At 45.6% G+C, this 20,232-nt stretch carries 17 protein-coding genes and 1 other annotated feature; of the genes, 15 read left to right on the forward strand and 2 right to left on the reverse strand.

Translation table 11 applies throughout. The annotated features are described in order from the left end of the window. Positions 1-88: 88 nt before the first annotated feature. The 7 genes from Tfer_RS07585 (at position 89) to Tfer_RS07615 (ending at position 7,918) form a co-directional block, all read left to right on the forward strand. Positions 89-1,588, forward strand: coding sequence for a glycine betaine uptake BCCT transporter (locus Tfer_RS07585; RefSeq protein ID WP_052217762.1), 1,500 nt, complete (start codon positions 89-91; stop codon positions 1,586-1,588). A 3-nt stretch (positions 1,589-1,591) separates the two neighbouring features. Continuing rightward, positions 1,592-2,512, forward strand: a complete 921-nt coding sequence (gene mtgA, locus Tfer_RS07590; protein ID WP_052217764.1) for a [methyl-Co(III) glycine betaine-specific corrinoid protein]--tetrahydrofolate methyltransferase MtgA — start codon at positions 1,592-1,594, stop codon at positions 2,510-2,512. 25 nt (positions 2,513-2,537) lie between these two features. Beyond that, a complete protein-coding gene (locus Tfer_RS07595; RefSeq protein ID WP_052217766.1) occupies positions 2,538-4,034 on the forward strand; it encodes a glycine betaine uptake BCCT transporter in 1,497 nt (498 codons plus the stop codon). A gap of 70 nt (positions 4,035-4,104) precedes the next feature. Continuing rightward, positions 4,105-5,556 (forward strand): glycine betaine--corrinoid protein methyltransferase, encoded by a 1,452-nt coding sequence (gene mtgB, locus Tfer_RS07600; RefSeq protein ID WP_282432060.1) that lies wholly within the window; start codon positions 4,105-4,107, stop codon positions 5,554-5,556. 40 nt (positions 5,557-5,596) lie between these two features. Then, the gene (mtgC, locus tag Tfer_RS07605; RefSeq protein ID WP_052217771.1) at positions 5,597-6,241 is read left to right on the forward strand and encodes a glycine betaine-specific corrinoid protein MtgC; all 645 of its coding nucleotides are present in this window, start codon (positions 5,597-5,599) and stop codon (positions 6,239-6,241) included. Positions 6,242-6,543: 302 nt separating this feature from the next. Next, positions 6,544-7,215, forward strand: a complete 672-nt coding sequence (locus Tfer_RS07610; RefSeq protein ID WP_052217773.1) for a DUF1638 domain-containing protein — start codon at positions 6,544-6,546, stop codon at positions 7,213-7,215. Positions 7,216-7,249: 34 nt separating this feature from the next. Further along, complete coding sequence (locus Tfer_RS07615; protein WP_052217775.1) at positions 7,250-7,918, forward strand: DUF1638 domain-containing protein; 669 nt, start codon at positions 7,250-7,252, stop codon at positions 7,916-7,918. Positions 7,919-8,055: 137 nt separating this feature from the next. Here the strand turns inward: Tfer_RS07615 and hcp are convergent, their stop codons facing one another. After that, the gene (gene hcp, locus Tfer_RS07620; RefSeq protein WP_052217828.1) at positions 8,056-9,345 is read right to left on the reverse strand and encodes a hydroxylamine reductase; all 1,290 of its coding nucleotides are present in this window, start codon (positions 9,343-9,345) and stop codon (positions 8,056-8,058) included. Positions 9,346-9,625: 280 nt separating this feature from the next. Here hcp and Tfer_RS07625 point away from each other — a divergent pair, with 280 nt between their 5' ends. The 3 genes from Tfer_RS07625 (at position 9,626) to ypeB (ending at position 12,241) form a co-directional block, all read left to right on the forward strand. Then, the gene (locus Tfer_RS07625; protein ID WP_052217777.1) at positions 9,626-10,084 is read left to right on the forward strand and encodes a demethoxyubiquinone hydroxylase family protein; all 459 of its coding nucleotides are present in this window, start codon (positions 9,626-9,628) and stop codon (positions 10,082-10,084) included. An 81-nt stretch (positions 10,085-10,165) separates the two neighbouring features. Further along, entirely contained in the window at positions 10,166-10,855 is a 690-nt protein-coding gene (gene sleB, locus Tfer_RS07630) for a spore cortex-lytic enzyme (RefSeq protein ID WP_013121759.1), read from the forward strand. Between the two features lie 18 nt (positions 10,856-10,873). After that, positions 10,874-12,241, forward strand: coding sequence for a germination protein YpeB (gene ypeB, locus Tfer_RS07635; protein ID WP_052217779.1), 1,368 nt, complete (start codon positions 10,874-10,876; stop codon positions 12,239-12,241). Between the two features lie 10 nt (positions 12,242-12,251). On the opposite strand, the gene Tfer_RS07640 is transcribed toward ypeB, so the two are convergent. Then, the gene (locus Tfer_RS07640) at positions 12,252-14,297 is read right to left on the reverse strand and encodes a transglycosylase domain-containing protein (protein WP_083436845.1); all 2,046 of its coding nucleotides are present in this window, start codon (positions 14,295-14,297) and stop codon (positions 12,252-12,254) included. A gap of 281 nt (positions 14,298-14,578) precedes the next feature. Here Tfer_RS07640 and Tfer_RS07645 point away from each other — a divergent pair, with 281 nt between their 5' ends. From Tfer_RS07645 to Tfer_RS07665, 5 genes are all read left to right on the forward strand, one after another. Further along, positions 14,579-16,063, forward strand: a complete 1,485-nt coding sequence (locus Tfer_RS07645) for a two-component system sensor histidine kinase NtrB (RefSeq protein ID WP_160315539.1) — start codon at positions 14,579-14,581, stop codon at positions 16,061-16,063. Positions 16,064-16,251: 188 nt separating this feature from the next. After that, positions 16,252-16,458 (forward strand): heavy-metal-associated domain-containing protein, encoded by a 207-nt coding sequence (locus tag Tfer_RS07650; RefSeq protein WP_013121755.1) that lies wholly within the window; start codon positions 16,252-16,254, stop codon positions 16,456-16,458. Between the two features lie 51 nt (positions 16,459-16,509). Then, on the forward strand, positions 16,510-18,147 hold the full coding sequence (locus Tfer_RS07655) for an ABC1 kinase family protein (protein WP_052217784.1): 1,638 nt from the start codon (positions 16,510-16,512) through the stop codon (positions 18,145-18,147). 111 nt (positions 18,148-18,258) lie between these two features. Continuing rightward, positions 18,259-18,475, forward strand: a binding site (T-box leader). Positions 18,476-18,543: 68 nt separating this feature from the next. Beyond that, the gene (locus Tfer_RS07660) at positions 18,544-19,035 is read left to right on the forward strand and encodes an Lrp/AsnC family transcriptional regulator (protein ID WP_052217832.1); all 492 of its coding nucleotides are present in this window, start codon (positions 18,544-18,546) and stop codon (positions 19,033-19,035) included. Further along, positions 19,032-20,198 (forward strand): aminotransferase class I/II-fold pyridoxal phosphate-dependent enzyme, encoded by a 1,167-nt coding sequence (locus tag Tfer_RS07665; protein ID WP_013121752.1) that lies wholly within the window; start codon positions 19,032-19,034, stop codon positions 20,196-20,198. The genes Tfer_RS07660 and Tfer_RS07665 overlap by 4 nt, the downstream gene beginning before the upstream one ends. Positions 20,199-20,232: the final 34 nt, after the last annotated feature.

Genomic DNA, 20,232 nt, shown 5'->3' on the forward strand with positions numbered 1-20,232 from the left:
ATCATCTAATTAAGATAAGAATTGCGACAATATTCGAGTAAATTCGAAAAACTTAAACAAAATTTGCGCATTGATTGGAGGGGGTGCCATGTCGGATGGGCTGGTCAGGAAGGATAAAACACTAAGCCGGGTAATGGGGATACTGGCGGTTGTGTTTGTTTTGGCTGGTTCAATTTTTCCTCAACGCATGAATCAGGCTTTGCAGAATGCCCTGCAGTTCATTACCGGTAACTTTGGCTGGTCCTTTTTGCTTATTGTTTTGGGATTTGTTGCTTTTTGCCTGATTTTGGCCTTCAGCAAATATGGTAACGTTAAACTTGGTCGGCCGGAAGATGAGCCCGAGTACAGCACCTTTTCCTGGTTTGCCATGCTGTTTAGCGCGGGTATGGGAATTGGGCTGGTTTTCTGGAGTGTGGCCGAGCCCCTGTCCCATTACAGCAATCCTCCCTTTGGCAAACCTTATTCCGATGAGGCCATAGAAATTGCGATGCGTTATACCTTTTTTCACTGGGGAATTCATCCCTGGGCAGTCTACGGAATCGTGGGTTTGGCCCTGGCTTATTTCGGGTTCAGAAAAGACCTGCCCATGCTGATCAGTTCAACTTTTCAGCCCATTCTCGGTGAGCGGATTAAGGGACCGGTAGGCAAAGCGCTTGATGGGCTGGCCGTTTTTGCCACGATTTTTGGCGTGGCCACTTCCTTGGGCTTAGGTACCATGCAGATTAATAGCGGTCTGAAATACCTTTTTAATATACCTAATTCAATTTGGACTAATATTGGGATTGTAGCAATAATCACAATTTTGTTTACTCTTTCGGCCTTATCGGGAATCGGCCGGGGCATTAAAATACTGAGCAATACTAACGTGGCCTTGGCTGTTCTGCTGCTGATTTTTATGGCCATAATAGGGCCGACGCGTTTTCTGGTTAACCTTATGACGGCTACTGTCGGTCAATATATGCAAAGTTTTTTATCGATGAGTCTGAATACTGATCCCGTAAAGCAAACCGGATGGGTGAACAGTTGGACCGTCTTTTATTGGGCCTGGTGGATTGCCTGGGCGCCCTTTGTTGGGGGATTTATTGCCAGAATATCAAAAGGGAGAACCATCAGGGAGTTTGTTTTGGGTGTTTTGATTGCGCCGGTAGTATTCTGTTTCCTTTGGATGGGCGTGTTCGGCGGGACAGCCCTGCATTTAGCCGGAATCCAGCGGCAGAATATTGTCCCTGCAGTTCTGAAGGATATTGCTTCCGGACTGTTTATGGTGTTCCATTATTACCCCTTAACGGGCTTACTGTCAGGGTTAGCCCTGATATTAATAATAACATTCTTTGTTACATCGGCAGATTCGGCGACATTTGTTGTCGGAATGCTGTTGTCCCATGGGAGTCTGGAGCCTGCAGCTTCAACAAAAGTATTTTGGGGGGTGATACAGGGAGCCATAGCTGTTGTACTCCTGATAACGGGAGGCCTGACGGCTTTACAGACGGCTTCAATTGTTGCCGCTTTTCCTTTCATGTTTGTGATGGTTTTAATGGCCTATTCCATGATCATGGATTTGCGAAGAGAAAAAACGGAGGTGTATTGATTAGTGTTCAGATTTACAACCGAACAGCATGTATATGACATCAACGGAGTAAAGATCGGAGGTCAGCCGGGCGAATACCCTACTGTGTTAATCGGCAGTATGTTCTACCGGGGACACAAAATAGTAAAGGACCCGCAGAAGGGTATTTTTGATGAGGATGCAGCTAAATCCCTGCTTGACCAGGAAGCTGAATTGAGCGCTGAAACAGGTAACCCAAGAATTGTTGATGTTATCGGAGACAGCATTGAAGCTTTGACCCGGCATGCGGAATTCGTTCTCAAGCATACCGATTGCCCTATCCTGCTGGATAGTGTAAGTCCGGAAATTCGTATTGGCGCTCTGAAGAACTTTGCCAAGGACCCATCGGTTATTAACAGGATTATTTATAACTCAATTGAAGAGAACTATACCGAAGAAGAATTGGCGGCCATTAAAGAAGCAGGAGTAAAAACTGCAGTAATACTTGCTTTCAGCAAGAAACACCTGAAGCCTTCTAAGAGGCTTGAACTACTGACCGGTGATGATAAGCATGAAGGCCTTATCGCGGCTGCCAAGAGAGCCGGGATAGAACAGTTCCTTATCGACCCGGGTGTTCTGGACGTGGCCAGCAACAGCTGGACTACTAAAGCTATTTACGATGTGAAAGAGAAGTTCGGTTATCCCGGTGGCTGTGCACCGTCTAACGCTCTTTACCTGTGGAAGAAGATGCGCTCTAAAGGCACGCCGTACTTTGAAGTTGCCGGTGCGTCCGTATTCACTTATCCCATCACCCAGGGCGGAGACTTTATCCTTTACGGTCCAATAGCAAACGCTCCGTGGGTATACCGCGCCGTAGCCACCACCGATGCCATGATTGCTTATGCCAATAAAGTGGTTGGCACCAAGTTAGGTACAACTGAACACCCATTACTAAAAATATTCTAAAAGTGAAGGGGGGGTATTCTAATTTATGTCAATAGGAAACGGCTCGAAAAATAATACAGTTTTATATGTTTCTGCAGCCATAGTCCTGTTGTTCGTAGCCTTCGGTATGTTCCTGCCCAACCAGATGGGTGAAGTAGTTAATAGTGTATTTGCATTTCTGACAACTAATTTTGGCTGGTTGTATTTGCTGGCGGTTGTTATTTTCATTGTTGTTGCTTTCGGCATTGCCTTCAGCCGCTACGGGAACATAAAGCTGGGGAAAGAAGACGACAAGCCGGAGTTCACCAACTTCCAGTGGTTTGCTATGCTTTTTGGCGGGGGCATGGGTATCGGTCTTGTCTTTTGGTCAATTGCCGAACCAATAATGCACTACCTATCCCCTCCCTTTGGCAAAGGCGGTACTCCCGAGGCTATGCATACAGCTATGCGGATTGTGTTCTTCCACTGGGGTATCCATGCCTGGGTTATCTTCGCCATAGGTGGGTTGGCCCTGGCATACTTCCAGTTCCGTAAAGGACTACCCTTCCTGATCAGTTCGGCTTTTTATCCGCTCATTGGCGACCGGATTTACGGACCAATCGGCAAAGCCATTGATATCCTGTCCGTATTTGCTACCGTATTCGGCGTAGCTACCAGTCTGGGTCTTGGTTCCAGTCAAATTGCCACCGGTTTGGAGTATATCTGGGGTATCAAGGCGACACCTGTTACCATTTCTATTATTATCGCGGTAATTACTGTCATTTTTACCCTGGCCACCGTTTCCGGGCTGCATAAAGCCATGCAGGCCGCTGCCAATATCAAGGTCTGGCTCTCCGTTGCCTTTATGGTATTCATCTTTCTCTTCGGCGGTACGGTCTTTATTCTGAATAACTTCACCGATACCCTTGGCGCCTATTTCCAGAACTTTATCGGGCAGAGTTTATGGATGGGCAACATGGATTGGATAAAGGGCTGGACAGTATTTTACTGGGCATGGTGGATTGCCTGGGCTCCTTTTGTCGGACAGTTTGTAGCCCGTGTTTCCAAGGGCCGGACCATTCGTGAGTTTATCCTGGCCGTAACTTTGCTGCCCGTTGGGTTCTCCTTCATCTGGTTGTCCATATACGGCGGGGCGGCCTTCAACCTGGACAAATTGTCCAATGGAGCCATTCAGGCTGCTGTTAATGCGGACTACACTACAGCACTGTTTGCGACCCTGAAACAGTTGCCGGTATATTCACTTACTGCTCCCCTGGCAATTGTCTTGATTGTTGCTTCCTTTATCGGGGCTGCAAACTCTGCAACTTACGTGCTGGCCATGCTCACTTCGGGCGGAGATATGAACCCCAGTGAAAAACTGCGTGGTTTCTGGGGGATCGCGCAAGGTGTTTTCACCATTATGCTGATCCTGGTTGGTGGTACCGCTGCGTTAAAGGCCCTGCAGACAGCTTCCATAGCCGCTGCGTTTCCATTTATGCTCATCATGTTAGTAATGTGTTACAGCATTTACAAAGCCTTGCGGGAAGACAGTGCAGCAATCTAGCCTGGGTATATGCAAGTTTCTAATTTATAATTGAGCAGCCGGGGTAAAAGTATCGGCGGATAGAAGGAAAATTAATAAAAGAGAGGTGTTCATTATGCTACCAAAATTTAATATTTTAACCCCTGAACAAGTGCAGGCCGTACACGATCACACCATGAAAATATTGGAGGAAATTGGTGTCGAGTTTTTGTACGAACCTGCCCTGGAGGTGTTCAGAAAACACGGCCAAAAAGTAGACGGCCACAGGGTGTACTTCAAACGGGAATTTGTTGAAGAACAGGTGAAGAAGGCCCCTGCCCAGTTTACCCTGCATGCCCGCAATCCGGAAAACAATCTGATTTGCGGCGGAGAGCACATTATTTATATGCCCGGTTACGGCGCTCCCTTTATCCATGAGGCTGACGGGACGCGGCGGAATGCTACCATGGCTGACTATGATAATTTTGTTAAGTTGGCGGGCGCCAGCAAAAACATGCACATGACCGGCGGCACTGTGGTTGAACCAACTGATGTAGATGACCGTATCCGTCACCTGAAAATGATATACAGCCATATTAAAAACTCTGATAAGTGCTTTATGGGTAGCGCCTCGGGACGGGAAAGAGCCGAGGATTCCATTGAAATGGCTGCCATGCTCTTCGGGGGAAGGGATGTAATAAAAGAAAAACCCGCTTTGATTTGCCTGATCAACTCAGTGACTCCTCTGAAATATGATGACCGCATGCTGGGAGCATTAATGGCTTATGCCGAGGCCGGACAGGCCATGGTCATTGCTTCCCTGGTTATGGCAGGTTCAACAGGACCGGCTACCCTGGCCGGAGCCTTAGCTTTGCAAAATGCCGAAGTACTGGCGGGCATTACCCTCGCTCAATGTATAAACCCTGGAACTCCGGTGGTTTACGGCTCAACTTCCGCCATCACTGATATGGCCACAGGTTCACTGGCCATCGGCAACCCTGAATGTGCCCTCTTCACTTCGGCCAGCGCCCAGCTAGCCAGGTTTTATGGAGTACCGAGCCGTGGGGGTGGCGGTTTATCGGATGCCAAGATTGCCGATGCCCAGGCCGGCTATGAATCAATGATGACTTTACTGGCGACCAGTGCAACAGGCATTAACTTTGTACTGCATACAGCGGGCATACTCCAGTACTTTATGGCTATGTCCTACGAAAAATTCATGATTGACGACGAGATAGCCGGTATGGTTTTGCGGTACCTTAACGGTATTGACTTTGCTGAAGAAAAGTTTGCCTTTGACGTAATTGCTGATGTAGGCCCCGGCGGTCACTTCCTGACCCAGAAGCATACCAAGAAAAACCATAAGTTCGAAATGCGGCGGGCCCTGTTAAGCGACAGGCAGTCTTATGACGGCTGGGCCAAAGAAAAACTTGATACCAATGCGCGCGCAAACAGGAAATGGCAGGAAGTTTTGGCCAACTACGAACCACCGGCTCTTGATGCGGGGCTTGACGAAGCATTAAAGAATTTTATCGAAAAACGTACAGCAGAACTTCTTAAGTAGTTTTAAACTATAAACAATTTAAACAACGGAGGGATAGGTTATGAGCCAATTATTTGAAGAAATCAAAGAAGCGGTTATTGATGGTGATGAAGATTTGGCGGCTGAACTGGCACAAAGGGTGTTGGATGAAAACATCAACCCTGTTGAAGCCGTAAAAAACGGTTACATTAAAGGAATTGAAGAGATCGGTAACAGTTGGAAAGCCGGTGAGGCATTCCTGCCCGACGTTATGATGGCTGCCGACGCCATGAAAGCAGGAATGGCTGTTCTGGAACCTGCTATTGCCGAGATGGGTAGTGCTGAAGATGAAGCAGCCGGAAAAATTGTTATAGGAACCGTTGCGGGAGATATCCATGATATCGGGAAAAATATAGTCGCAGCTCTTCTTACGGCTGCCGGTTTTAAGGTATATGACCTGGGTATCGATCAGAAACCCGAGAATTTCCTGGCCAAAGCCGAAGAGGTTGGCGCTCACATTATTGCTGCCACTGCTTTATTAACCACTACCATGAATGCCCAAAGAGAATTAATCGAATATCTGGAAGCCCAAAACGTGAGAGACAAATATAAGGTAATTGTCGGCGGTGGGCCCACCAGCCAGGCTTGGGCCGATGAAATAAAGGCCGATGGTTGGGCAGAGACCGGCGATGAAGCAGTTGAATTATGCAAAAAACTGCTTGCCTAATAGGCTCTATGGATAATGTAAGAATATAAAGAAAATATAATAAAATTATTCATATTCTGAATATCAGCAAGATAGTACAAGAATGGGGCAATATTAGTTCTGTTTTTAGCCGGTGGTTAGTGGTATAAATAAACTAGACAATTTGTTCACAATTTTGTTAATGTCAAATATCTTGACATTAACTTTACCCTCCCTCATATCTCCTTAAAGGCTAAGGCAAAGCAAAAAACCCAGAGTAAATTCTGGGTTTTTTGCTATAATAAAATTAATTTTATCATTGAATTTAGCGAAGGAGTAGAAAAATGAAAATTAAGCTTATCGGCTGCGCTTCTTCAAAAAATGAAGTGGAGTGGCTTGGCGCCACTGACAATATCGACTGCGAATTTCTTGATTACTCATATCATGCCAACCCCAAAAAATTGCATAACAAACTGCAGGAGATTATAGACAGGAGCCAGGATTACGACCTCATAATTTTGACTTACAGCCGGTGTTCAAATGCGGTAGTAGGCCTGGTTTCTCCCAGGGTGCCAGTGCTTTTACCGGCGACCCATGACTGTATAGGCCTTTTAATTGGCTCCAACGAGAAACATGAAAGAATAGCGAAAGAAAACGTGGACGCTTACTATTTTAGTCAAGGGTGGCTTGATTATGGCCGTACGCCTTATGCGGAATACCTGGAGTACGAAAAAAAATACGGTGAAAAGCAAGCCCGGCATTTGATAGAAAGCTTATACGGGCGTTATTCAAAGGCGATACTGATAAAGACTCCTGGTATGAAGAATGTCGACTATTACCGCCGTAAAGTAAAAGAAATTGCAGATTTTTTTGGGTGGCAGGTCGATGAGATAGATGGAGATACAAGGTTGTTGGAGTCTGTTGTAAAAGGGTGCAGGGTTCCCGGTGTTATTTACGTTCAGCCCGGTGAGAAAGTGACCGAGAGCCATTTCCGGTCTGCTGCCGGAAACTGTTAGCAAGCCATATTCCAATAAAGCGGAGTGTGAAAATATGGACAAAAACATAGCTCTAGTAATTGCCTGTGAAGCATTCAGGGGCGAGCTGGATTATTTTAAGGATTCCATAGATGTGGAAGTTTTATGGGTTCGGCATTCGTTGCATAATACGCCTGACCAACTTAAACTGGAGCTGATGAAAAAAATTGAAGAAGCTGAAAAAAAGCTAAAACCGGGAAGTACCGTATTACTAATGTTTGGGAACTGTGGAGGAGCCTTAAACGGTCTGAAATCGCGGACCCTTACCTTGATATATCCTGACGTAGCAGATTGCATTCCGGTTATCCTGGGTTCTATGGACAGATACAAGCAACTGCAAAGGGAAAAACCAGGCACTTTCTACCTCAACAAAGCCTGGATAGATTCCGGTGAGGATCCTTTGGGCTCCAGTAAAAAATATATCAATATCTACGGTGAGGAAAAAGGGTGGAAAGTCACCAAAAGAATGTACAAAAACTATACCCACTTCACACTTATTGATAATGGCTGTTACGACCTGGAAAAATACAGGCAATATACTATGGCTGCCTGCGAGAAGTTTGGTAAGGCTTACTCCGAGGAAAAGGGCGATCTGAGTTTTGTGGAGGCCATTTTGAACAGGCAATGCCCGATGGTCAGCATACCGCCCTGTAACAGTGAAACAACCGTTGCTCCAACTTATTGATTCACCGCACAGCGGCTACACCTGCAATTTCGGAGCAACGGTTTTTTGCTACATAAAACTTTGTTTGAAGATGGCGAAGGCCGCCGGGAAGTCCGGCACTCAACTCAAGTTGAGTGTTTTGGACGCCAATCCTTTTTTTATTTTCCCAGCATTTTTGGTAAATCTTTTTCTACGGTATCAATGAGCTGTACGTTAAAGGTATCCTGCAGAACTTTTACCACGCCGGGGGTAAGGAATCTCGGCAATTTTGGTCCGATGTACATATTTTTCACTCCCAGGCTAAATAGGCCAAGTAGAATAGCCACAGCCTTTTGCTCGAACCAGGACAGTACGATGGTTAACGGTAGGTCGTTTACGGTACAGTTAAAGGCATCGGCCAGGGCCAGAGCTACTTTTACTGCTGAGATGGAGTTGTTGCATTGACCGAAGTCGATAAAACGTGGAATTTCTGTTCCCTCAATGGTACCAAAGTCTATGTCGTTAAAGCGGAATTTACCGCAGGAAGTGGTAATCAGAATGCAGTCTTTTGGCAGCGCCAAAGCTAATTCCCTGAAATAATCCCTTCCCGGAGTAGGAGAATCGCATCCGGCGATAACAAAAAACCTTCTGATTTTGCCTGCTTTCACAGCCGCGATAATTTGTGGCGCCAGCGCCAGTACTGTTTCATGGTGGAACCCGGTAATCATGAATTTGTCAGAGTTGACATTTGCTGCCGGTAATGATAAAGCTTTTTCGATAAGCGGAGTAAAGTCGTTGTTTTCAATTCTTTGCACGCCTTCCAAACCGGCAACACCGTAACTGAAGAAACGGTCTGCATAGGAGCCCCGGATAGGCATTACACAGTTGGTAGTGCCGAGAATGGCGCCAGGGAATTCTTCAAAGAGCTTTCTCTGGTCGTACCATGCTTTGCCGATATTACCTTTGAGGTGCGGATATTTTTTCAGTTCAGGATAACCGTGAGCCGGCAGCATTTCGGAGTGGGTGTATACATTTACTCCCTTGCCTTCACTTTGTTTCAGCAATTCTTCCAGCGCGAAGAGGTCGTGGCCGGTAACTAAGATGGCTTTGCCTTCAATTTTATCGGAAGTCACTTTCACGGGCTGTGGAATGCCAAATTTTTCGGTATGGGCTTTGTCCAGCAATTCCATGGCCTTTACCGTTGCTTTACCTACTTTCAGCGCTGTATTAATAGTTTCATTAACATTGAAGTTTACGTTGGTAAGAGTAGTAAATAAAGCTTCGTGGGTGATAGCATCGATTTCCGGGTCAGTATAGCCCAACTCCCTGGCATGGTGCGCGTAAGCAGCAAGGCCTTTCAGGCCGAAGATAATGGTATCCTGCAGGCTGGCCAGGTCTTCGTTTTTACCACATACACCCACTTTGGTGCAGCCGGTCGGGGGAGTCTGTTCACACTGGTAGCAGAACATCTTTCTTTCCTCGTTGGGGGCCTCATTTTCAGGTTTTTTAAAAAGCTTACTAATCATTCCTATCGTCCTCCTTAATGTGTTTTTTTCAAAATTTGTACCCGGGCACGAATTTCGTTTCGTTATGATTTCATTTTACAGTTATCCGTTCGTAGCAGATATGATATAAATCACTTTTGGGTGTGTAATAACCCACATTTAGGTGTGAGAAGTTTCCTGATTCATACATAACTGGACGTTATTTCAGGAAACAATAAGCACAAAAAGAGAGGTTAAAGTTACTTTGAATAATCAAGAAGTGATAGCAAAGTTAAACTGGTTTTATTCCTTGGAAGTACACCAGGTAGACATTTATAAGACACAAAGTAATTTGGTGAATGACGAATATCTGTCAAGGGCATTGCGGAAGTTTTCAGATATTGAGCAAACCCATGTTGAAAATATAGCACGCCTCATAGAACGTTTGGGGGGAACGCCCACGGTAATAGGTGAAGTTGTTGGAGAAATTTTTGGCAAAATATCAGGGAGAATTGTCACCATAACAGGCCTGGAGAACCAGCTAAAGTTCAATATAGCTCTGGAGAAAAAGGCCATGGAGGATTATAAAGATTTAATCCTTAAGGCGGGCCGGGAAGATATTTTCGAGACCCTTTGGAACAACCTGCTTGATGAAGACCTTCATACAGCTTGGATGGTTAACAAAATAGAAGAATTGGCCAAAAATCAATCGTTGAAAGTATAAAACCTGTCTTCGGTAACAAAATAAAAACACGGTAAAAAACAGTAAAATCGTTGAAATCCAGGTAATGAAGGGACGGTCGCGATGAAAAACAAAAAGGTGTTGATATTGTCAATAGTGCTTGCAACCCTTTTCAGTGGCACGCTTTTTTGTGTCCATTTATTTGCCCAGCCGGCAACTTTGTACTGGGGGAGCAAAGGCTCAGATGTAATTAAGCTGCAGACTCGTTTGAAGGATTGGGGTTATTTTAAAGGCCCGGTAGATGGCGTTTTTGGTGCAGCGACGTCCAGGGCCGTAAAGAATTTCCAGAGAAAACACGGTCTTACTCCTGATGGGGTAGTAGGGCCGGCCACCTGGCGGGCGTTGGGTATTTCTGCTTTTTCCAGAGGCAGCAACTATACTCCGTCGCGTGGGGTATCCAACCGTGACGAAATAACCTTGTTGGCCAGAGTTATCAACGCCGAAGCCGGAGCGGAGCCTTATGAAGGTAAAGTGGCTGTGGGCGCTGTAATATTAAATCGGGTGGAAAGCCCTTCGTTTCCCAATACGCTGGCTGGCGTAATATATCAACCAGGGGCCTTTGAATCGGTTTCTAACGGAACTATCAACAAGCCGCCCAGCAAAGAATCTTTAAGGGCAGCGCAAGATGCCATGAATGGATGGGACCCCGTTTATGGCGCCCTTTACTTCTGGAATCCTGGCAAACCGGTGAATAAATGGATTTGGTCCAGAAAAATTATTCAAAGAATCGGCGACCACGTCTTTGCCCGGTAAGGGGAAGGAGGATATAAATTGAGGGAAATTTCACGTCGGACATGGTTATTAACGGTTTTGACAGCAGGCCTTTTGGTGGTTGGAACGGGTTATTGGGGATATACACAACACCAATATAAACAAAGGCTGCTGACCTATCTTAACAACCGTAATCAAAAAGCCTTTTTTGAAATGGTCAGTCAGGTGGAAAACATGGAAGTCCTCCTGGCCAAAAGCATAGCCAGCGGATCGCCGCACCAAAGAAGCCTATTGTTTTCCAACCTCTGGATGCAAGCCAACGGAGCCCAAAACAACCTGGGCACCTTGCCCCTAGCGCATTTCCAGGTTGCTAGGACAGCGAAATTTTTGAACCAGGTTGGCGATTTTGCCTATGCTCTGGCTAAAAAAGACCCGGATAAACAGCAAATTACCGCCAGTGAAGAAAGAAAGCTGGCTCAACTGCACAGGGAAGCGGGTTACCTGGCCGTTGAACTCCAGCGAATAAGAGCTAAGGCGGTAGAAGGGCTGCTGACCTGGGGTGAAGTTGAAAACCAGGCGCCCAAGTTGAAGAAAGCCGGTCTGACCGGCATTAGTGCCGGTTTTGAGAAAATAGATGGGCAGATGCAAAAATTCCCCACTTTAATTTATGATGGTCCCTTTTCAGACCACATAGAACAAAAAGCGCCAAAGGGACTGACGGGAGCGGTTGTTTCAGCGACGGAAGCCAAGAACATCGCTGCACAGTACCTGGCCAAAGGGAATAAACCGCTATTTAGGCCTGTCCGTGTCAGAAGCGTAACAGGAAAAATTCCTGCCTACCGGGTTTATTTTGACCCGGCTGCCGGGACAGGCCCAAATGCCGTAGTAGATGTCAGCAAAAAAGGCGGCCATGTGGTTATGTTGATGGTTAATCGGGACACCGGAGGTAAGACTTTTTCACTCCGACAGGCGGAAAATAAAGCGGATGGTTATTTGAAAAGCAGAGGTTTAATCGACATGGTGCCTACTTATTCATTAGTGCAAGGAAACAATGCAGTAATTTCTTACGCGTACCGGCAGAAAGGCGTGTTAATTTACCCGGACCTGATAAAAGTTAAAGTGGCTCTGGATAATGGCGATATACTTGGGTTGGATACGCTGGGATTTCTAATGTCTCATCATAAGCGCAACCTGCCGCAACCTAAAATTAGTCAGGCGGAAGCTCGAAGGGCGGTAAACCCCAATTTAAAAATCCGGGAAGCGAGGCTGGCGGTTATACCGACAGATACTCTTGGCGAGAAGCTGGTTTACGAATTCAAAGGAAAACTTAACGGCGACACTTTTATAGTTTATATAAATGCCATGGACGGTACGGAAGAAAAAGTATTGAAAGTAATAGAAACCAAAGACGGTCCTATGACCATGTAATGGAGGTTGATCAAAAAGCCTGATTAAAGAACCATTCCAGGAACTTTCTGCCTCTGGGGAAGCGTCTGGGCATTTGGAAAAAGTCTTCTACATTTTTTTCTTCCTGTTGTTTGCCGCCAAAAGGCAGGTTTTCTGTCAACCCTCCGTGAATTGGGCAATATTGAGTGGGTTCCGTGCCCTGGATAAAAAATGCTTTAATTGTTTTTTCCGAGTAAGGGGTGGCCAGGAGCCCTGTATCTGCGCAAATTGTTTTTTCCACAACACCGGGAGGTTTTGGAAAGTCTTGGACCGGTCTGTCCTTCAGGGCCCTTGCGGCAAACTCGGCCCATATGGGAGCAGCGAGGCGGCCCCCTGTACTGCCGACGGATTTACGGTTGTTATCGTAACCAATATAGACAGCCGCTACTAATTCCGGCGTGTATCCGACAAACCAGGCATCGGCGTAGTTTTGGGTGGTACCTGTTTTTCCGGCTGCCGGCCGGGGCAGGATGGAACTGACGATACTGGCTGTTCCGCCGGGCTGGACAACACTTTTTAGCATATCGGTCATTATATAAGCAATCTTTTCATCGAGAACACGGGTCCTGGAAGGCAGGTTCTTTTCCAATACCCGGCCCTGGCTATCAGTAATTTTTTTAATGAAAACCGGTTTGATTCTAAAGCCGCCGTTGGCAAAGGCCGCATAAGCCGCAGCCATTTCCAGCGGGTTTACTTCGGAAGTGCCCAGGGCGATGGAGATATAAGGCCGTAAAGAACTGTTAATGCCCATTTTTTTGGCCACATTTACCGCATTTTGAGGGCCTACCTGGCCGGCCAGTTTGACTGCGATTACATTATCGGAGACGGTAACAGCCTCTTTTAAAGTAAAGGGTCTGTAGTGGTACTGCTGAGAACCAAAATCTGTCGGTTTATATATCCCGCTGTTTGTACGGAATTCCACCGGTTCGCAGGTAAGGGTGGTTGCGGCCGTGTAACCCTGTTCCAAAGCGGCTGTGTAAACAAAAGGCTTGAAGGCCGAGCCCGGCTGCCGCAAAGCCTGCAGAGCCCGGTTGAATTTAGAAGTTGCATAGTCTTTGCCGCCTACCATAGCCAGGACATACCCGGTTTTAGGGTCTAAAGCAACCAGACCTCCTTCAAGGTCCGGATCCCGACCTTGCAAGCGCTTTAAAAAAGCAGTTTCTGCAGCTTTTTGCGCTTCAAGGTCCAGCGTGGTTTCAATCTTCAGTCCCCCGGTATACAACAGTTTGGCGCCGTCTTCGTATTTGTCAGTAACATATTTAACAATTTCATTGATAAAGTAAGGCGCCCGGCTGGCTGGTTTCCGGTTGCTGTTTAAGTGCAGTTCTTCTCTGTAGGCTTCGTCAGCCTGTGTTTGATTGATAACCTTCGTTTCAACCATCCTGCCTAAAACGATTTTCTGCCTGTTTTTGGCTGCTTGCCAGTTAACAAAGGGAGAATATTTGCTGGGAGCTTTCGGCAATCCCGCCAGCATGGCGCTTTCGGCAAGGTCCAGTTGACTGGCCGGTTTGCCGAAATAGGTTTGCGCCGCTTCTTCGATTCCGTAAGCGCCTTCACCGAAATAGATCTGGTTGAGATACATTTCCAGAATTTCATCTTTCGAATACTTTCTTTCCAACTGAATTGCATACCAAAACTCCAGGAATTTGCGACTAAATGTGCGTTCATTACCCAGAAAGAGATTTTTAGCTGTTTGCTGGGTTATTGTGCTGCCGCCTTCTATAACTTCGCCGGCCCGGAGGTTTTTCCAGGCAGCCCTGGCAATACCGGTAAAGCTAATGCCGTGATGTTGATAAAACCGGCTGTCCTCAACGGCTATAATAGCTTGGCGGGTAATCGGAGAGACTTCCTTCAGTTTGACGGTAGTTCTTTTTTCCTTAAAAAGAGTGGTAATCAGCTTACCGTTGGTATCATAGACCTTGGAACCCTGGTTAAACCTGGGTTCCGGCAACCGTGGTCCGACGGTGCAGCCAGAGAGAAATAAGAAGAGTAAAGTCATTAAGGATAAAGTTAGGAATAGTAGTTTCTTAATTTTCAAAATCAGCACCGGCCTTTTTCGGATTTTCTTTTATTATACCAGACCGCGTCAAGCATAGTGAATCGAATAATGGCGGTTGTTGGGGAAAATAATTTTAGAAAATTTCGTATATTTATGCAGGAAAAGTTTCCAGCATGACGAATACTCCATTGTATATTTTTTCACAATGCAATTTGCCTTAATTCCAACATATGGTATTTATGATGCCTTGGGAGGGGATGTTTCTGTTTCAGTCTCCGGAATCGCACTGCTTATATGGAGTTATGAAGGGTGTGCCTGCTTTGAAGCGTGTAGTTATCATCGATGTTTTCGGGAAATTAAAACTTGCCAAATGGCGGTTGATGGGTGACAAAATCGATGTAATGTATTTAACCCAATTACCGGATCCCGAACAAATTATATCAGAAGCACCCGGTTTAATATTAATGCACCTCAATGGTTCCCCAAAAATAACTTTTCTGTTTAGCCAAATCAGAGAAATTGCTCCCTATATACCTGTTATTACAGTAGTGAAAAATGAAGATGAACAGTTAATTAAATATGTCTTCTCGAAAGGGGCCAAGGCCGTTTTATTCCTGCCGCTGGATCTGCCTAAGTTAAGTTACATTTGTACAAAAGAGCTTGCGGCTTTTTATGAAAGGCGCCATGGACAGGAATCAGGAAAAGAAGTTTCTCCGCCCGCTGAAAAAGGGACCCTGGCAAATCTTAAGGGCAGATATGGACCCTCCAGTGGAGAACTTGTTTTCAACCAACTGGATATAGGTGTTGTATACATAGGGTTAAATGGTAAAATTATTACTGCCAATAAAGCTTTTAAGAAAATGATGGATTTGGAAAATACAGAGATAGAGGGCTATACCTTAGCAGAATTGGCAACTATTAAGGCCAGTCCATTCTGGCATACCCTAAGGGATATGGCAGAGGACTGTTTACAAAAGGAAAGCGGAATTAAAAATATGGAAATTAGCTTACGGTCGGCCCAAGGAGGGACCATTTACGGAAAAGTGGCAGTAAATAGTGTTCCAGGTGAAAATGGCCTACAGGCAGGGGTTTTGGCAACCATTATTCCGTGTGACTTTCTTAAAGCATCCGATGCCGATATGGCGCGTTCGGAAAAACTGGCCGTAGCCGGTCAATTGGCTGCCGGGGCTGTACATGAGATTAAAAATCCTCTTACTTCTGTCAGGGGTTTTATACAATTACTGCAGCAGGAATTGTCCGGTAATCCGAAAGCAGAATATATTGATATTATAATTGCCGAAATAGACCGGGTGAACAATATTGTTAACGAGTTCTTGAAGCTGGCTAAACCGGCTGTACCAAAGAGAAGCTCCTGTTCGATAACGGCCTTGTTTGAAGAAATTAGGGTACTTATGGAGAGCGAGGCCTTTTTGAAGAACGTAATTATAGAAGAAAACTTTTGCCACCTTCCTTCCGTTAACATTGATAAGGAGCAGATAAAACAGGTTCTCATTAATATTATTCAAAACTCCTTTGATGCCATGCCGCAAGGCGGGCGCTTGACAATTCACGCCGAGCCTTTGGAAACAGAAAAGAAGATAAAAATTCAGTTTAATGATACCGGCTGTGGTATGGACAAAGAAACTCAGAGCAGAATATTTGAACCCTTTTTTACAACCAAAGAGCAGGGAACCGGTCTGGGCCTTGCCGTTTCACAACAAATTATAGAAAGCCACGGTGGGCAAATAGAAATAGACAGCGAACCCGGTGTTGGGACAACCACCGTTATCTTCCTGCCATATTGAAAATCCTCGGTAAAAACGGGATAAGTAGTAATGTAAGCGGTAAAAAGCCGCTTTTTTTTATTAATGTGGTAAAAGGTTTCCGGCCACAGTTACGGAGTAATGGCTGTTTCATCTTAAGTATAGTTCAATTCCTCCCCTGAATGTTTGCCGTGAATAAGGTTAAACTAACTTCGAAAGGGGGTGTGGTAATGACTTCAACGATATTTACCGTTGAGGGTGTGGCCTGTCAGCATTGCAAAAAAGCAGTGGAAATGGCATTACAAACGTTGGAGGGGGTAAAAAACGCCAGCTTGAATCTGGAAGCAAAAACTGTAGATATAGAGTTTGACCCCCGGATAACCAATGAGCAGCGCCTGAAGGATGCGATAAAGGATGCCGGGTATGCAGTGAAATAATAAACCCCGCAAACATTGAAACGATATGACAGATGGTTGGGGGTTCATTTGGTGCGTAAAATCAAGAGTTTTGCAAGGTATCAGGAAATAGCAGGCATATTGATAAGACATGGATTTGGATATCTGATTGACAATTTTGAAACAAAAGCGAAGCAAGACGGTATCCCCAAAAACATAAAAAATCCCCTGCCCAAAAGGGTGAGGCTGCTTTTTGAGGACTTGGGACCTACCTTTGTCAAACTGGGACAACTGCTAAGCATGAGACCGGACCTGATACCGGAAGAATACGTGAAGGAATTTGAAAATCTGCAGGATAAAGTTGAAGAGGTTGACTATACGGAAATAGAACAGCAAATAAAAGCTGAATTAGGAGATTCTCCGCACCGATTGTTTAGGGAGTTTTCTTGCACGCCTTTGGCTACAGCTTCTATTGGCCAGGTGCATAAGGCGGTTTTGCATTCGGGCGAAACCGTTGCTGTGAAGGTACAGCGCCCTCAATTACCGCAGTTGATCTCCGGAGATATTGCCATTATGAAAAACATTGCTCCGGTGCTCCAGGAGAAGACAATTGTCGGAAAGGTATGTGATGTTGAAGAAATAATCGATGTTTTTGAAAGGCAGATAACTAAAGAGATTGATTATAACATTGAAGGACTTAACACCGATTGCTTTTTCAGGCAGTTTGCCGATGATGAAGAAGTGTCTGTACCGAAAGTTTTCTGGGAATATACCAGCGAACGGGTCATTACCATGGAATTTCTTCAGGGAATGCGTGTTGAAGAATTCCTGAAGGTAACAAAGAACATCGGGACCAGGGAACGGGCGGCGAGGAACCTGATCGGGGCCGTATTTGAACCGCTATTGACCAAAGGGATATTTCACGGAGACCCGCACCCGGGAAATGCCATGTTTGATGCTAGCGGTAAGGTTATTATGCTTGACTTTGGTATAACGGGCCGCCTTGATGCCAAGCTCAGAAACCAGATATCCCAGCTTATTCTGGCATTGGATGACCGGGACATATATGCCGTCATGGAAATCATCAAAGATACGGGAAATGTAACCAGGCGCATTAATGACCAGCATTTTTATGAAGACGTGGCTGAACTTGTTGAACGGGCCAACGGTGTTACTACCGGTGGCATGGAACTTGGTCAATTGATTTACGGCATGTTAAAAATATCCCTGCAACATGGTATAAAAATGCCTGACAACATGTTTATTTTGGGTAAAGTTGTTATGATTACGGAAAGTATGGCCCGGAAACTGGCTCCGCACCTGGACCTAACAGAAATCCTGCAGCCTCTGGCTCTTTCCCATTTAAGAGATGCTCTGCAGCCTGATTTTAATACAGGGCAATTTTACCGTCAGTTATCGGAGGCCATCCGTGGGTTATTTGCCCTGCCCAGGAACCTGGCCCAGGCAGTGCAGTCGCTGGCCAGGGGTGATACAAGAATAACTTTTTACCATCGCAACCTGAACTGGTTATATGAAATGTTGGATGAATCCTCTTCCCGGATATCCTACAGCTTGATCATTGCTTCCCTTATTGTGGGATCGGCTCTGATTATGCATACGGGCAAAGGGCCCCTTTTTTTGGGTTATCCGGCATTGGGGACAATCGGATTTATATTTTCTACCGTGCTGGGGATTTGGATTGTTTTTGAGCTTTTACGCACCAGAAAATAAATGTAAATAAAATTTGTATTATTTTGCTGGCACCACAAAGTTTTTTCTGGCATAATGTTATTATTGACACAAAAAAATACGGCATGATATAATACAAAGAAATTTATAAATGACAAAACAATGATGGGGATAGTAGATATTGCGGGCTTTTCCAGAGAGCCGGGGTAGCTGGAAGCCGGTAAAGCTGCAATATGGAATGCCACCCTGGAGTTGCTGTTTTGAAAAACGGAGTAAAGACAGTCGGATTCCCAACCGTTATCTGGGACAAAGAGTGGGCTGGGCAAGCCAACTAGGGTGGTACCGCGTGAGTGAAACTCTCGTCCCTTGGGGATGAGGGTTTTTGCTTTTGATAAAATAATTATTTTAGATTTTATTTGCTACTGGGGGGTTAGGTTTATGGAAGAAACAAAAAAGCAAATACTGGAAATATTGCAAGGAAACAGCCGGCTTCAACCGGCCCAGATAGCGGCCATGTTAAATATTGAAACGGCACAGGTTGAAAAACTTATTAAGGAACTGGAAGACGAAAAAATAATTGTCAAATATCATACCATCATTAACTGGGAGAAGGTAACAGATGATAAGGTTACTGCCTTTATCGAGGTGCGCGTTACCCCGGAAAGGGGCGTAGGCTTTGATACAGTGGCCGAACGTATCTACCGGTTTCCGGAAGTAAAAACCGTCTACTTGATGTCCGGCGGCTTTGACCTGGCAGTCTTAATTGAGGGAAAAACCATGAAAGAGGTGGCCCTCTTTGTTGCTACAAAGCTGGCCACTTTGGACCACGTCCAAAGTACTGCTACTCATTTTGTGCTGAAAACTTACAAGCAACAGGGTGTCATTTTTGAGGACAAGGAAGCAGACAGAAGGTTGGTGGTTTCACCTTGAACTGGAACCAAAAGTTATCACCCAGGGTTAAAAGCATTCCACCGTCTGGTATAAGACGGTTTTTCGATTTAGTTTCCGAAATGAGCGGGGTTATATCACTGGGAGTTGGTGAACCCGATTTTGTTACTCCCTGGCATATCAGGGAAGCCTGTATTTATTCATTGGAAAAGGGCTATACCATGTATACATCCAATTATGGCTTGCCGCAATTGCGGGAGGCTATTGCCCAGGATATTTACAAAAACTATAAAGTAAAATATGAACCAAAGAACGAAGTGCTGGTCACGGTAGGGGTCAGTGAAGCTATGGACCTGGCGCTTAGAGCCGTATTGGACTCCGGCGACGAAGCACTCATACCCGAGCCTTGTTTTGTATCCTATTCACCATCGACCGTTCTGGCGGGCGGCGTTCCCGTAGCCATTCCCACTACCCTGGAAAATGAATTTCGGGTTACCGCCGCACAAATAGAAAATGCGATTACACCCAAAACAAAAGTTTTAATCCTCAGTTACCCCAACAATCCAACTGGAGCTACTATCACCAGGGAAGAACTGGTCGAAATCGCCAAGGTTGTAGAAAAACACGACTTAATAGTTATATCGGATGAGATCTACGACAAGCTTACCTATGAAGGTTGCCATACCTGTTTTTCTTCCCTGTCCGGCATGCGGGACCGGACAATTCTGTTAAACGGTTTCTCCAAGGCTTATGCCATGACCGGGTGGCGGATTGGTTATGCGGCTGGGCATCATGAAATAATTGCGGCCATGACCAAAATACACCAGTATGCCATGCTTTGTGCGCCTGTCATGGCCCAAATGGCGGCTCTCGAAGCGCTGACTAACGGTGAAGAAGAGATGCGCAGGATGGTTGAGCATTACGACCGGCGGCGCCGACTGGTTTTGAAAGGTTTTGCGGAAATCGGCCTGGATTGTTTTGAACCGAAAGGGGCTTTTTATGCTTTTCCTTCTATCAAGAAAACGGGCCTGACTTCTGCGGAATTTGCCGAGCGGCTGTTGAAGGAAGCAAAAGTTGCGGTGGTTCCGGGGGATGTGTTCGGCGCCAACGGCGAAGGGCATATCCGGTGTTCTTATGCTGCTTCCGTGGAAAACCTATCGGAAGCTATCGAAAGAATAGGCAAGTTTTTAAAGAACATTACATAAACATGGCAAAAACTTCTAAAACAAATTTGCCAAA

This window comes from Thermincola ferriacetica (assembly GCF_001263415.1).
Classification (GTDB): Bacteria; Bacillota; Thermincolia; order Thermincolales; family Thermincolaceae; genus Thermincola; species Thermincola ferriacetica.

Coding starts and splice junctions, on each gene's coding strand:
- Tfer_RS07585 (WP_052217762.1), top strand. CDS start 89: ATGTCGGATGGGCTGGTCAGGAAGGATAAAACACTAAGCCGGGTAATG.
- Tfer_RS07595 (WP_052217766.1), top strand. CDS start 2,538: ATGTCAATAGGAAACGGCTCGAAAAATAATACAGTTTTATATGTTTCT.
- mtgC (WP_052217771.1), top strand. CDS start 5,597: ATGAGCCAATTATTTGAAGAAATCAAAGAAGCGGTTATTGATGGTGAT.
- Tfer_RS07610 (WP_052217773.1), top strand. CDS start 6,544: ATGAAAATTAAGCTTATCGGCTGCGCTTCTTCAAAAAATGAAGTGGAG.
- Tfer_RS07615 (WP_052217775.1), top strand. CDS start 7,250: ATGGACAAAAACATAGCTCTAGTAATTGCCTGTGAAGCATTCAGGGGC.
- hcp (WP_052217828.1), bottom strand. CDS start 9,345: ATGTTCTGCTACCAGTGTGAACAGACTCCCCCGACCGGCTGCACCAAA.
- sleB (WP_013121759.1), top strand. CDS start 10,166: ATGAAAAACAAAAAGGTGTTGATATTGTCAATAGTGCTTGCAACCCTT.
- Tfer_RS07650 (WP_013121755.1), top strand. CDS start 16,252: ATGACTTCAACGATATTTACCGTTGAGGGTGTGGCCTGTCAGCATTGC.
- Tfer_RS07660 (WP_052217832.1), top strand. CDS start 18,544: ATGGAAGAAACAAAAAAGCAAATACTGGAAATATTGCAAGGAAACAGC.